Source organism: Streptomyces sp. NPDC001530, from assembly GCF_042894545.1.
Lineage (GTDB): Bacteria > Actinomycetota > Actinomycetes > Streptomycetales > Streptomycetaceae > Streptomyces.
This window is the reverse complement of the sequence record NZ_JBIAVS010000013.1, coordinates 290,291-304,350: the sequence shown is the minus strand read 5'-3', so window position 1 is coordinate 304,350 and position 14,060 is coordinate 290,291. Positions and strand designations below refer to the sequence as shown.

The window sequence follows — 14,060 nt, the reverse complement described above, 5'->3', positions numbered from 1 at the left end:
CCCATGCTCCGGAGATGAACCTCTTGAGCGCCTTCTGGCTGTCGTGCGGCTACGCCGTCAGGCGGGCGATCGCCTCGTCGACGGTCAGCTCCTCGCGCTCGCCGGTGCGGCGGTCCTTCAGCTCCAGGACGCCCTCGGCCGAGCGGCGGCCCGCGACCAGGATCTGCGGTACGCCAATGAGTTCGGCGTCCGTGAACTTCACGCCCGGGGAGACGCCGGCGCGGTCGTCCACCAGGACGCGTACGCCCGCGGCGCCCAGCTTCTCCGACACGTCGAGCGCCAGCTCGGTCTGCAGGGCCTTGCCCGCGGCGACCACATGGACGTCGGCGGGGGCGATCTCCTTGGGCCAGCACAGGCCCTGCTCGTCCGCCGACTGCTCGGCGAGCGCCGCCACCGCGCGGGAGACGCCGATGCCGTACGAGCCCATGGTCACGCGGACCGGCTTGCCCTGCTGGCCGAGGACGTCGAGCTGGAAGGTGTCGGCGTACTTGCGGCCGAGCTGGAAGATGTGGCCGATCTCGATGGCGCGGTCCAGCTTGAGGCCGGTGCCGCACTTGGGGCACGGGTCGCCCTCTTCCACCACGACCACGTCCAGGTAGTCGTCGACCTCGAAGTCGCGGCCGGCGACGACGTTCTTCGCATGCGTGTTGATCTTGTTCGCGCCGGTGATCCAGGCCGTGCCGGGGGCCACGCGCGGGTCGGCGATGTAGCGGACCTTCGCCAGGCCCTGCGGGCCCACGTAGCCGCGTACGAGGTCGTCGCGGCCCTCGAAGTCCTCGGCCGTGACGAGTTCGACGACGGCCGGGGCGAGGTGCTCGCCCAGCTTGCCGAGGTCGACCTCGCGGTCGCCGGGGACGCCGACGGCGACGATCTCGCCGTCGACCTTGACCAGGAGGTTCTTGAGGGTGGCGGAGGCGGGCACGCCGAGGTGCTGGGCGAGCGTCTCGATGGTCGGGGTGTCGGGGGTGTCCAGCTCCTCGACCGGGCCGTGCTCGGCCTCCACGGGCGTCAGCTTGAAGGTGACCGCCTCCGTGTTCGCCGCGTAGTCGCAGGCCGGGCAGTCCACGAAGGTGTCCTCACCGGCGGCGGCGGGGGCGAGGAACTCCTCGGAGGCCGAGCCGCCCATCGCGCCGGAGACCGCCGACACGATGCGGTAGTCCAGACCCAGGCGCGCGAAGATCTTCTGGTAGGCCTCGCGGTGCAGGCGGTAGGACTCGGCGAGCCCCTCGTCCGTCGTGTCGAAGGAGTACGAGTCCTTCATCTGGAACTCGCGGCCGCGCAGCACGCCGGAGCGCGGGCGGGCCTCGTCGCGGTACTTGGTCTGGATCTGGTAGAGCATGACCGGCAGGTCCTTGTAGGACGCCACCTGGTCCTTCACCACCAGGGTGAAGATCTCCTCGTGGGTCGGGCCGAGCAGGTACTCGCCGCCCTTGCGGTCCTTGAGGCGGAAGAGGAGGTCGCCGTACTCCTCCCAGCGGGCGGAGGCCTCGTACGGCTCCTTGGGCAGCAGGGCCGGCAGCAGGACTTCCTGCGCGCCGATGGCGTCCATCTCCTCGCGCACGACCCGGGAGATGTTGTCGAGGACCTTCTTGCCCAGCGGCAGCCACGTCCAGATGCCCGCGGAGTTGCGGCGCACGTAGCCGGCGCGGACGAGCAGCTTGTGGCTGAGTGTCTCGGCGTCTGCCGGGTCGTCACGCAGTGTCTTGACCATCAAACGGGACATGCGCTGGACCTGGGCCATGATTCTTGACTCCTGCTGCGTAAGGGTGATGGGAGCGAGGTTAGCCGGGCGGTCCATCCCGGTGGAAATCGGTTAGCGCCCGGCCGGGTAGCGGACCCGGGCGCTCAGCGCCTGCGGAGCGGCAGGGGGGCGCCCATCACGGCGTACGGCTTGGGTGCGCTGGGGAAGAGGACCTGCCGCGCGAGGTCCTCGTACCCCAGTGAGCGGTACAGGCCGCGGGCCGGGCTGTCCGTGTCGATCGCGGAGAGGATCGAGCGGGGTTCGGCGGCGGTGTCCGTGATGCCGGTGATCAGAGCGCGGCCGATGCCGCGGTTCTGGTAGTGCGGGTGGACGTGCAGTTCGGTGATCACGAAGGAGTTGTCGAGCCAGTCGTCGTGGCCCTGGCCGCGCAGATACGGCTCGACGACGGTGGACCACCAGTGCGCACGGTCGTTGGGCATCCCGTAGACGAAACCGACGAGCCGTCCGTCGGCCGTTGTCGCGCCGAGCGCGCGGGCTCCCGGGTAGGTGAGGTGGCGGAGCACGATCTGACGTCGTACGGCGATCTCGTCGGCGCCGAGCCCGAAGGCGAGGGCCTGCACGGCGAGCGCCTCGTCGACGCGCGCGGCGAGATCCAGCGGGCCGATGACCACGTCGTCGGGGTTGCGGGAGCCCTGACCGGGAAAGCGCAGCATGCCGGGGAGACTACCCGGGCGGTTCGCCGGATTGCGCACGTGTCAGAACAGCACGCTCATGAACGCGCCGATCTCCTGGAAGCCCACGCGGCGGTACGTGGCCCGGGCGGCCGTGTTGAAGTCGTTGACGTACAGGCTGGCGATCGGGGCGACGTCGGCGAGGGCGTAGCGGAGCACGGCCGCCATGCCCGGGACGGCGAGGCCCTGCCCGCGGTATTCGGGCGCCACCCAGACGCCCTGGATCTGGCAGGCCTGCGCGGTCGCGGCGCCGATCTCCGCCTTGAAGACCACCTTGCCGTTCTGGTCGAGGCGGGCGAACGACCGTCCGGATCCGACGAGTTCGGCCACGCGCGCCTGGTAGAGCAGTCCGCCGTCACCGGCGAGCGGCGAGACGCCGACCTCCTCGGTGAACATCGCCACGCACGCCGGCATGATCGTCTCCATCTCGTCCTTGCGGATGCGGCGGACGTACGGATCCGGGGTGATGTCGGCGGGCAGCCGGTTGGTGACCATCAACGGCTGGTGGGTGCGGACCTCGCGGGCGGGGCCCCAGCTCGGTTCGAGCAGCCGCCACAGCTGGGCGGTGGGTTCGGCGGGGCCGACGATCGAGGAGCAGCGGCGGCCGGCCCTTCTCGCGCGGTCGGCGAAGCCGCGGACGGCACGGGGGGTGGCGCAGATCGGGACCAGGTTGGCGCCCGCGTAGCACAAGGACTGCAGCATGCCGTCCTCGTACCAGCCCCACATCTCGCCGCCGAGACGCCAGGGGTCGAGGCCTGCGACCTGGACCCGGGAGGCGACGAAAGCGTTCGCGACCGGCTCGCGGTCGAGGACGGCGAGCGCGGCGTCCAGGTCACTCGGTTCGAGGACCCTGGTGGTGGTCTGCGTCAACACGTGCGGGGGCCTCACCATAACGGTCTGCTGATTTCCGCACTGTACCCGCAGAGATTCGCCCCCGCCGCCCCTACCCAATCCCGGCCTTGGGGGCTGCGCCCCCGGGACCCCCATGGGGGCTTGCCGCGCAGTTCCCCGCGCCCTTTCCGGGGCGCGGGGAACTGCGCAATCTTTTGGCGGGGGTCTGGGGGCGCAGCCCCCAGGGACGATGGGGGTCCCCCTGCTCGAGCGAAGCCGAGAGCTTGGGGGAGGGTAGGGGCGGGGGCGAGAAAACCGCTTCGAGGTCAGCCCGCCACCGACACCGACGGCTCGCCCGAGGCGATTCCCTCCGCCTCCATCTGCTCGGCGATCTTCATCGCCTCCTCGATGAGGGTCTCGACGATCTTCGACTCGGGCACGGTCTTGATGACCTCGCCCTTGACGAAGATCTGCCCCTTGCCATTGCCGGAGGCCACGCCGAGGTCGGCCTCACGCGCCTCACCGGGACCGTTCACGACGCACCCCATGACGGCGACGCGCAGCGGAACCTCCATCCCCTCCAGACCGGCGGTGACTTCCTCGGCCAGCTTGTAGACGTCGACCTGGGCGCGACCGCAGGACGGGCAGGACACGATCTCCAGACCGCGCTGCTTGAGGTTGAGGGATTCCAGGATCTGCAGGCCGACCTTGACCTCCTCGGCGGGCGGAGCCGAGAGGGAGACGCGGATCGTGTCGCCGATGCCCTCGGAGAGCAGCGCGCCGAAGGCCACCGCCGACTTGATCGTGCCCTGGAAGGCGGGGCCCGCCTCGGTCACGCCGAGGTGCAGGGGGTAGTCGCACGCCGCGGCCAGCTGCCGGTACGCGTTGACCATGACCACCGGGTCGTTGTGCTTGACCGAGATCTTGATGTCCCGGAAGTCGTGCTCCTCGAAGAGGGAGGCCTCCCACAGCGCCGACTCGACGAGCGCCTCGGGCGTCGCCTTGCCGTACTTCTGGAGCAGCCGCTTGTCGAGCGACCCGGCGTTGACGCCGATCCGGATCGGGGTGCCGGTGTCCTTCGCGGCCCGCGCGATCTCCTTGACCTGGTCGTCGAACTGCTTGATGTTGCCGGGGTTGACGCGCACGGCCGCGCAGCCCGCCTTGATGGCGGCGAAGACGTACTTCGGCTGGAAGTGGATGTCCGCGATGACGGGAATCTGTGACTTGCGGGCGATCGTCGCGAGGGCGTCGGCGTCGTCCTGGGTCGGGCAGGCGACACGGACGATCTGGCAGCCGGACGCGGTCAGCTCGGCGATCTGCTGCAGCGTGGCGCCGATGTCCGACGTACGCGTCGTCGTCATCGACTGCACCGACACCGGTGCGTCTCCACCCACGGCCACCGTTCCGACCTGGATCTGCCGGCTCTTGCGGCGCTCGGCCAGCTTGGTCGGAACGGACGGCATGCCGAGAGAAATCGCAGTCATCTGCTGTGCAACCCCAAGTTGTGGATCAAGGTCCCGGAATCGTGGGCTCCAGGCCTCGAGATTACGGCACGGGCGCCCGCCCGAGCACATCCCGCCCCTGAACCCACCCAATGGAGGGCGGCCGGACACCCATGGTGTCCGGCCGCCCGAAACAGCGCCTTGCTAGGAGATTTTCACCGGGTTAACCACGTCCGCGATGAGCACCAGAATCGTGAAGCAGACGAAGATTCCGGCCACCACGTACGCGACGGGCATCAGCTTCGCCACGTCGAACGGACCCGGGTCGGGCCGCCTCAGCACCTTCGCCGTGTTCCGCCGCAGCGACTCCCACAGCGCCCCCGCGATGTGCCCGCCGTCGAGCGGGAGCAGCGGGAGCATGTTGAAGAGGAACAACGACAGGTTGAAGCCCGCGACCAGCAGCAGCATCATCGCGACCTGTTGCGACGCCGGGATGTCCAGCGTGAAGACGTCACCGCCGATGCGGGCCGCGCCGACCACGCCCATCGGGGAGTCGGCCTTGCGCGGGCCGTCGCCGAAGGCCGCGTCCCACAGGTCCGGGACCTTGCCGGGCAGGGCGACCAGCGACTCGACGCCGTTCTGCATCATGTCACCCATGCGGTCCACGGACTGCGAGAACGACTGCTGGACGATGCCGGAGGCGGGCGTGAAGCCGAGGAAGCCGGCGTACACGTACTTGCCCTCGACATAGCCGCCGTTGCCGTCGGTCTTGCTCACCTGGTTCTTGATCAGGTGAGCCGTGAGGTCGACCCGCTCGCCCTTGCGCTCGACGGTGAGCGTGACGTCCTTGCCGGGGTTGGCGCGGATGTCGGACTGGAGGGTCGACCAGTCGTCGACCGCCTTGCCGTTGAACGCGACGATCTTGTCGCCGCCCTGGAGCCCGGCGGCCTTGGCGGGCGCGGCCTGGTCGCCCTTCTCGCACTTCGTCCGGTCCTCGCTCTGCTGGATGACGCAGTCCGAGACCTTGCCGACCGTGGTGGTCTGGGTCTGGATGCCGAACGTCATCATCACGCCGAGGAAGATCGCGACGGCCAGGATGAGGTTCATGAAGGGGCCCGCGAACATCACGATCACGCGCTTCCACGGCTTGCGCGTGTAGAAGAGGCGGGTCTCGTCGCCGGGCTTGAGCTCCTCGAAGGCGGCCGACCTGGCGTCCTCGATCATGCCCCGGAAGGGGGAGGTCGAGCGGGCCTCGATCCGGCCGTCCGGGCCCGGCGGGAACATTCCGATCATGCGGATGTAGCCGCCGAGCGGGACCGCCTTGACCCCGTACTCGGTCTCGCCCTTCTTGCGCGACCAGATGGTCGGGCCGAAGCCGACCATGTACTGCGGCACGCGGATGCCGAAGAGCTTGGCCGTCGACAGATGTCCCAGCTCGTGCCACGCGATCGAGATGAGCAGGCCGACCACGAAGACGACTATGCCGAGGATCATCATCAGGGTCGTCATGCACGAGCCTCCGCGGTTGTCGTCTGTGCCGTCAGTTCGCGGGCCCGGGCGCGCGCCCAGGTCTCCGCTTCGAGGACGTCCGCGACGGTCAGGGAAGTTCCCGTATCCGGGGTGCCGTGTTCCTCGACCACCCGTGTGACGGTCTCCATGATCCCGTTGAACGCCAATGTGCCGTTCAGGAACGCGTCCACGCACTCCTCGTTGGCCGCATTGAACACCGCCGGGGCCGTGCCCGCGAGCTGCCCGACGTGCCGGGCGAGCCCGACCGACGGGAACGCGTCGTTGTCGAGCGGGAAGAACTCCCAGCTCGATGCCTTGGTCCAGTCGAACGCGGGCGCGGCGTCCGGCACGCGCTCGGGCCAGCCGAGCCCGATGGCGATCGGCCCCCTCATGTCGGGGGGCGTCGCCTGGGCGATCGTCGATCCGTCCGTGAATTCCACCATCGAGTGGACATACGACTGCGGGTGCACGACCACCTCAATGCGATCGAAGGGAATGTCGTAGAGGAGGTGCGCCTCGATGACTTCGAGTCCCTTGTTGACCAGGGTCGCGGAGTTGATGGTGATGACCGGGCCCATGGCCCAGGTGGGGTGCGCGAGGGCGTCGGCCGGTGTGACGTCGGCCAGTTCCGCCTTCGTACGGCCGCGGAAGGGGCCGCCGGAGGCGGTCACGACCAGCTTGCGTACGTCCGCCCGCGTACCGGAGGCGAGGGCCTGGAAGAGGGCCGCGTGCTCGGAGTCGACGGGGATGATCTGGCCCGGCTTGGCCAGCGCCTTGACCAGCGGGCCGCCGACGATGAGCGACTCCTTGTTGGCGAGCGCGAGGGTGCGGCCCGCCTCCAGGGCGGCGAGGGTCGGGGCGAGGCCGATGGAGCCGGTGATGCCGTTGAGCACGGTGTGGCAGTCGGAGGCGGCGAGCTGGCTGGCGGCATCCGCCCCGGCCAGTATCTCGGGGAGGGCCTCGCCCGGGGCGTACTGCGCCGCGAGGGCCTCGCGCAGCGCCGGTACGACGTCCTCGCGGGCGACGGCGACCGTCTTCACACGCAGCCGGTGGGCCTGCTCGGCGAGCAGTCCGACCCTGCCGCCGGCGGCGGAGAGCGCGGTGACCCGGAACCGGTCGGGGTTGCGCAGCACGAGGTCGATGGCCTGGGTGCCGATCGAGCCGGTGGAGCCGAGGATCACGACATCCCGGACTCCGTCCACGGGGTCGAAGACAAGATGCGGATCGGCGAGGGGGGCTGGACTGTCGCTCATCCCTCCATTGTGGCCGCTACGCGTGCCCCGCAGGACAGGGCGCCCCTTTTTTCGCCCCCTCCGCCCCTACCCGTCCCACCCCTGGGGGCTCCGCCCCCAGACCCCCGTATCGCGCTTCGGGCTCGTTTGAGGGAACTCACCCGGTCACCGCTTGCGGCGGCGGCGTGCCTTGGGCCTGGCGGGGCGCGTGCCGCCGCGCCGTTCGGGCGCGGTGCCGGTGGGGTGGTCCGGCGGTGGCTCCGCCGAGGGGAAGTGGCCCTCGACCACGCCCTCGGCGGTGTCCAGCGTCGGCGCGGTGAAGCGGAGGCCGTCGGTGGGCCCGCGTCCCGTCTCGGCGCCCGGGGCCGTGGCGTCGAGGTTGAAGACGTAGCCGACGGACTCCTCCTTGATGGCGTCCGTCATCGCGCCGTACATGTCGAAGCCCTCGCGCTCGTACTCGACGATCGGCTCCCTGCCCAGGGTCCAGCGCAGGCCGATGCCGTCGCGGAGGTAGTCCATCTCGTAGAGGTGCTCGCGCCATTTGCGGTCGAGGACGGAGAGGACGACCAGGCGTTCCAGGTCGCGCAGGGCCTCGGAGCCGAGTTCGGCCTCGCGCTCCTCGTAGCGGGCGTGGATGTCCTCCGTGATCGCCTCGATCAGGTCGTCGGCGGTGAGGTTCGCGCGGCCGTCCGCGGCGTCCTCCAGTTCCTCGATGGTGACCCGCACCGGGTAGAGCTGCTTGAACGCGCCCCACAGCCGCTCGAGGTCCCACTCCTCGGGGAAGCCCTCACCGGTCTCCTGCTCGATGTACGCGCGGACGGTGTCGTCCATGAAGTGCACGATCTGTTCGCGCAGGTCCTCGCCCGCGAGGACACGGCGGCGTTCGGCGTAGATGAGGGTGCGCTGACGGTTGAGGACCTCGTCGAACTTCAGGACGTCCTTGCGGGACTCGAAGTGCTGCTGCTCCAGCTGGGCCTGGGCGGAGGCGATGGCGCGGGTGACCATCTTGTTCTCGATGGGCACGTCGTCGGGGACGTTCGCCATGGACATCACGCGGTCGACGACGTTGGCGCGGAAGAGCCGCATCAGGTCGTCCTGGAGCGAGAGGTAGAAGCGGGAGGCGCCGGGGTCGCCCTGGCGGCCGGAGCGGCCGCGCAGCTGGTTGTCGATGCGCCGTGACTCGTGGCGCTCGGTGCCGAGGACGTAGAGGCCGCCCAGTTCCTTGACCTCTTCGTGCTCCACGGCGACCGCGGAGGTGATCCGGTCGAGCGCCTTCTGGCGCTCCTCCGAGTCCGCGTCCTCTCCGGCTTCGGCCAGCGCCATCGCCTCCGGGTTGCCGCCGAGCATGATGTCGGTGCCGCGGCCCGCCATGTTCGTGGCCACGGTGACCGCGCCCTTGCGCCCGGCCTGCGCGACGATCTGGGCCTCGCGCTGGTGGTTCTTGGCGTTGAGCACCTCGTGCCGGATGTTCTTCTTCCTGAGCCGCGCGGACAGCACCTCGGACTTCTCGACGGAGGTGGTGCCCACCAGGATCGGCTGGCCCCGCTCGTGCTTCTCGGCGATGTCGGCGAGGATCGCGGCGTACTTCGCCTCCTCGGTGCGGTAGATCTGGTCGGAGTCGTCGCGGCGGACCATCGGCCGGTTGGTGGGGATCGGCACGACGTGCAGCTTGTAGATCTGGTGGAACTCGGCCGCCTCGGTCATGGCGGTGCCGGTCATGCCGGCGAGCTTCTCGTAGAGGCGGAAGAAGTTCTGCAGGGTGATCGTGGCGAGCGTCTGGTTCTCGTCCTTGATCGTGACGTCTTCCTTGGCCTCGATGGCCTGGTGCAGGCCTTCGTTGTAGCGGCGGCCCGCGAGGATGCGGCCGGTGTGCTCGTCGACGATGAGCACCTCGCCGTCCACGACGACGTAGTCCTTGTCCCGCTTGAAGTGCTCCTTGGCCTTGAGGGCGTTGTTGAGGTGCCCGATGAGCGGGGTGTGGTCGGACTCGTAGAGGCTGTCGATGCCGAGCTGGTCCTGGAGGAAGTCCACTCCGGAGTCCAGGATGGCCACCGTGCGCTTCTTGGGGTCGTACTCGTAGTCGTACTGGGTCCGCAGCTCCGCGAGGCGGTCCTTGTCGGCCTGGGTGGTGAACTGCTCCTCCTGCACGAGCACGCCCCGCATCCGCTGCGCGAACGCGGCGAAGGCCTCGTACCAGTGCGTGGGCTGATCGGCCGGACCGGAGATGATCAGCGGGGTGCGCGCCTCGTCGATGAGGATCGAGTCGGCCTCGTCGACGATCGCGAAGTGGTGGCCCCGCTGGACCAGTTCGTCCTGCGACCACGCCATGTTGTCGCGCAGGTAGTCGAAGCCGAATTCGGTGTTGGTGCCGTAGGTGATGTCGCAGGCGTACTGCGCGCGCCGCTCGGCCGGGGTCGACTGCGTCTTAACCACCCCGACGGTCAGCCCCATGAACCGGTACGCGCGCCCCATCCACGCGGCGTCCCGCTCGGCCAGGTAGTCGTTGACGGTGACCAGGTGAACGCCCTTGCCGGTCAGGGCGTTCAGATACACGGGAAGCGTGCCGACCAGGGTCTTTCCCTCGCCGGTCTGCATCTCGGCGATGTTGCCGGAGTGCAGCGCCGCGCCGCCCATGATCTGTACGTCGAAGTGGCGCATGCCCAGGGTGCGCCGGGCCGCCTCGCGCATCGCGGCGAAGGCCTCCGGCAGCAGGTCGTCCAGGCTCTCGCCGCCCGCGTACCGCTCCTTGAACTCCGGGGTGAGCGCCTTGAGCTCGTCGTCGGTCAGCGCGGTGAACTCCTCCTCCAAGGAGCCGACCTGTTCGGCGATGCGCTCGAGGCGGCGCAGCATCCTGCCCTCGCCGGCGCGCATGATCCTGCCGGTGATGGCATCGAGACCTTTACCTGGCATGGGAATTCCCCCACAACTCTGAGCACATCTAAACGGCGTCCACAAGCATTCTTATCCAGCGATTGGCCCGCTGGAGAATATGCACGCCCTGTTGATTCGCTTTGATCACTTCGCGCAGCACGGGGTCCTTGACCACGTCGAGGGCGGCGCGGAAGAGCTGCTGGATGACGGGCCGCTCACCCGGCCGTCCGGCGTCGAGCAGACCGTCGACGTCGCGGAGGTCGATCCGCCGGATCCGCAGCGCGTCGAAGGAGGCCACGGGCGGCCGCGGTGCGGCGTCGACCAGGGACAACGCGCAGTCGTTCAGGAGGACCGCGAGCGCGTCCCGGTGCCCTTCGAAGGTGTCCGGCGCGGCCTCGCGCAGTTTCTGCGCCAAGGGCTGCACCTCATTGCGCACGGTCCTGAGCGCCCGTACGAGATCCATCTCATCGAGCTGCCGCCACGCCTCCCCGCGGGCGCGCGTCAGCTGTACGGAAAACCCATGACTGTATTCTTCCCCGACTCCTTGGCGCATCTGCCGTCCCCGTTCGCCATTCCCTTCATTGTTGACGCACAGCTTCGGTGCGGCAAGCAGGGGAATGGCGAACGGGACTGCTGTGCATTCCTGGGGAAAGGGTCAGCGAATGGGTCGGTGAACGTTTTCCTTCTTGCTCGGGCCGGGCGTCGCGTCCGCGATCCACGGACCCGCGCCGGACGGGTCGACGACGCCCTGCTCCAGCCACTCGTAGGTGCCCGACAGGACGCCCTTGACCACCTTGCGGTCGAGGTCGTCGGTGTTGGTCCACAGGCGGGCGAAGAGTTCCTCGACGCGGATGCGGGACTGGCGGCAGAAGGCGTCGGCGAGCTGGTAGGCCTCGCGGCCGTGCTCCTCGGTGGTGCGCAGGAGCTCGGCGCGGACGCAGGCCGCGCTCATCGCGAAGAGCTCGGCGCCGATGTCGACGATCCGGCTCAGGAAGCCCTGCTTGGTCTCCATGCGGCCCTGCCAGCGGGACATGGCGTAGAAGGTGGAGCGGGCGAGCTTGCGCGCGCTGCGTTCGACGTAGCGCAGGTGCGGGGAGAGATCCACCTGCTGGTTGAACTCGTTGTACGAGCGCGGGAGTTGACCAGGTCCCGCGACCAGCTTCGGCAGCCACTTGGCGTAGAAGACACCGGCGTTCGCGCCTGCCTTCGCCTTGTCCGCGAGGGACTTGTCGGGGTCGATGAGGTCGCCCGCGACCGACAGGTGGGCGTCGACGGCCTCGCGGGCGATCAGCAGATGCATGATCTCCGTGGAGCCCTCGAAGATGCGGTTGATGCGCAGGTCGCGCAGGATCTGCTCGGCGGGGACCGCCCGCTCCCCGCGGGCCGCGAGCGACTCGGCGGTCTCGAAGCCGCGGCCGCCGCGGATCTGGACCAGCTCGTCGGCCATCAGCCAGGCCATCTCGGAGCCGTACAGCTTGGCGAGGGCGGCCTCGATGCGGATGTCGTTGCGGTCCTCGTCGGCCATCTGGCTCGACAGGTCCAGCACGGCCTCCAGGGCGAAGGTCGTCGCCGCGATGAAGGAGATCTTCGCGCCGACCGCCTCGTGGAAGGCCACCGGCTTGCCCCACTGCTCACGCGCCGCCGACCACTCGCGGGCGATCTTCAGACACCACTTGCCGGCGCCCACGCACATGGCGGGCAGCGAGAGCCGTCCGGTGTTGAGGGTGGTCAGGGCGATCTTGAGGCCCGCTCCCTCGGGGCCGATCCGGTTCGCGGCGGGGACACGGACCTGGTGGAAGCGCGTGACGCCGTTCTCCAGGCCGCGCAGGCCCATGAAGGCGTTGCGGTTCTCGACGGTGACGCCCTCGGAGCCGGCCTCCACCACGAACGCCGTGATGCCGCCCTTGTGCCCCTCGGACTTCGGCACGCGCGCCATGACGACGAGGAGGTCCGCGACGACCCCGTTGGTCGTCCACAGTTTCACTCCATCGAGGACGTAGTCGTCCCCGTCCGGTACGGCGGCGGTGGCGAGCCGTGCCGGGTCGGAACCCACGTCCGGTTCGGTCAGCAGGAAGGCGGAGATGTCGGTCCGGGCGCAGCGCGGCAGGAAGGTGTCCTTCTGCTCCTGGGTGCCGAAGAGCTTCAGCGGCTGCGGTACGCCGATCGACTGATGCGCGGAGAGCAGGGCGCCGATCGCGGGGCTCGCGGAGCCGACCAGGGCGAGCGCCTTGTTGTAGTACACCTGGGTGAGGCCGAGGCCGCCGTACTTGGTGTCGATCTTCATGCCGAAGGCGCCGAGCTCCTTGAGCCCGTCGATGACCTCGTCGGGGATCTGCGCCTCGCGCTCGATACGGGCCGAGTCGATCTTCGTCTCGCAGAAGTCGCGCAGCTTGGCGAGGAACTCCTCGCCGTGCTGCGCTTCCTCGTCGGCGGGCATGGGGTGCGGGTGGATCAGGTCGAGGCGGAAGCGGCCGAGGAACAGCTCCTTGGCGAAGCTGGGCTTGCGCCAGTCCTGTTCGCGCGCCGCCTCCGCGACCTGGCGTGCCTCACGTTCGGTGACTGTGGGCTTTTGGGGTGTTGCGGACATGAGGCTCACCTCGCCGCGAATCGGGATCCGGGATGCGTACGCCGATCAGTGCGATCTTGGGCGTACGTTACTGATCGGTCTACTCGATCGTATGTACCCGATTCCGGGCGGCCCCACCAGTCCTCGCGCGGCCGTTCGGCCGAAGCCCTTTACGCGGTATCAGCCGATGTCCACCGAGTACGCCTTCGTGTCGAGCCGCCCGGTACCGCGGAAGACCTCGGTGCCCGACTCGATGCCGGAGAGGTACTTGTCGTTGCTCAGCAGCTTGCGGCGGACCAGGGCCTGGGTGAAGTCGTCCAGGTTGAGCGAGGCCTTGGTGGTGTTGGTGCGGCGGACGAAGGAGTACACCTTCCAGCCGATGTCGCCCTGGTAGATGTCCCACATCGCGCCGCCCAGGCTGACGCTGCCGTACTTGGTGCCGAGCGGGCCCGCGCCGCCCTGGCGGTTGAGCCAGACCATGATTTCGTCGGTGGGCTGGTCCTGCCAGTCCGCGTTGTTCTTGGCGTGCAGCCACAGGTCGTAGGCGACGTTCATGGTGCCGGGACTGGAGCTGACCGAGAACTCCCAGCTGGTCTTCACCGGCTTGCGGTCGCCGACGCGGAGGGGCAGCTCGGTGGCCGCCTTGTCCACCTTCCAGCCCCAGTGCCAGCCGAGCACCGTGCTCGCGTAGGACTTCACGGAGTTTTCCTTGCCGGCCTTGCTGGTCCAGCTGTAGTTCGTGCCCCAGCCGATGGTGTCGCCGGAGTGCGAGGTGTCCCAGACGCACTGGGTGCCCGTGCCGCCGTCCTGCCCCCAGAGGTTGTTGTTGACGTAGTACTTGCCGAGCGTGACGGTGTCGAAGGCGCCGCACTTCTTGCTGTCCTCGCCCGCCTGGGCGATCGTGACGGACGCGGCGGCCGCGAGTGCCACCGAGCCCGCGAGGAGCGTCTTCGCCTTCTTGGACAGGCGCGGTCGACGGTGTTGCATCGGGGGTCCTTCCGGGGGGACGGTCTGTGTACGCCCCTCGGTGGCCACCGGGTGCCCAAAGGGTTGCCGCGGCGTAAGCGGTTGCCATGACGTACTCAAAAAATTTCGTTGTCGAAGCGCTTCGACAACCTATGGACACACCTTCTCCACCGAGCTACTGTCGAGCCACCCTCACTCGCCCTATCCGCA

General features: G+C 69.0%; 10 protein-coding genes. All 10 read right to left on the bottom strand.

All coding sequences use genetic code 11. The features are described from left to right. Positions 1 to 49: 49 nt before the first annotated feature. Positions 50 to 1,741, bottom strand: a complete 1,692-nt coding sequence (locus ACFY0T_RS27630) for a proline--tRNA ligase (protein WP_388875873.1) — start codon at positions 1,739 to 1,741, stop codon at positions 50 to 52. 104 nt (positions 1,742 to 1,845) lie between these two features. Next, positions 1,846 to 2,415 (bottom strand): GNAT family N-acetyltransferase, encoded by a 570-nt coding sequence (locus ACFY0T_RS27625; protein ID WP_388875870.1) that lies wholly within the window; start codon positions 2,413 to 2,415, stop codon positions 1,846 to 1,848. A gap of 42 nt (positions 2,416 to 2,457) precedes the next feature. Continuing rightward, complete coding sequence (locus ACFY0T_RS27620) at positions 2,458 to 3,306, bottom strand: GNAT family N-acetyltransferase (protein WP_388875867.1); 849 nt, start codon at positions 3,304 to 3,306, stop codon at positions 2,458 to 2,460. 284 nt (positions 3,307 to 3,590) lie between these two features. After that, on the bottom strand, positions 3,591 to 4,748 hold the full coding sequence (gene ispG, locus ACFY0T_RS27615; RefSeq protein WP_388875864.1) for a flavodoxin-dependent (E)-4-hydroxy-3-methylbut-2-enyl-diphosphate synthase: 1,158 nt from the start codon (positions 4,746 to 4,748) through the stop codon (positions 3,591 to 3,593). 162 nt (positions 4,749 to 4,910) lie between these two features. Continuing rightward, positions 4,911 to 6,215: a M50 family metallopeptidase gene (locus tag ACFY0T_RS27610; RefSeq protein WP_388875861.1), complete on the bottom strand. Its 1,305-nt coding sequence runs from the start codon at positions 6,213 to 6,215 to the stop codon at positions 4,911 to 4,913. Continuing rightward, complete coding sequence (gene dxr / locus ACFY0T_RS27605; protein WP_388875859.1) at positions 6,212 to 7,468, bottom strand: 1-deoxy-D-xylulose-5-phosphate reductoisomerase; 1,257 nt, start codon at positions 7,466 to 7,468, stop codon at positions 6,212 to 6,214. The genes ACFY0T_RS27610 and dxr overlap by 4 nt, the downstream gene beginning before the upstream one ends. Positions 7,469 to 7,612: 144 nt before the next feature. Next, positions 7,613 to 10,357, bottom strand: a complete 2,745-nt coding sequence (secA, locus tag ACFY0T_RS27600) for a preprotein translocase subunit SecA (RefSeq protein ID WP_388875856.1) — start codon at positions 10,355 to 10,357, stop codon at positions 7,613 to 7,615. Positions 10,358 to 10,385: 28 nt separating this feature from the next. Then, positions 10,386 to 10,781 (bottom strand): hypothetical protein, encoded by a 396-nt coding sequence (locus ACFY0T_RS27595; RefSeq protein WP_388875854.1) that lies wholly within the window; start codon positions 10,779 to 10,781, stop codon positions 10,386 to 10,388. Between the two features lie 192 nt (positions 10,782 to 10,973). After that, positions 10,974 to 12,905: an acyl-CoA dehydrogenase family protein gene (locus ACFY0T_RS27590; protein WP_388875851.1), complete on the bottom strand. Its 1,932-nt coding sequence runs from the start codon at positions 12,903 to 12,905 to the stop codon at positions 10,974 to 10,976. A gap of 159 nt (positions 12,906 to 13,064) precedes the next feature. Next, positions 13,065 to 13,871 (bottom strand): endo-1,4-beta-glucanase, encoded by an 807-nt coding sequence (locus ACFY0T_RS27585; protein ID WP_388875848.1) that lies wholly within the window; start codon positions 13,869 to 13,871, stop codon positions 13,065 to 13,067. Between the last annotated feature and the right edge of the window lie 189 nt (positions 13,872 to 14,060).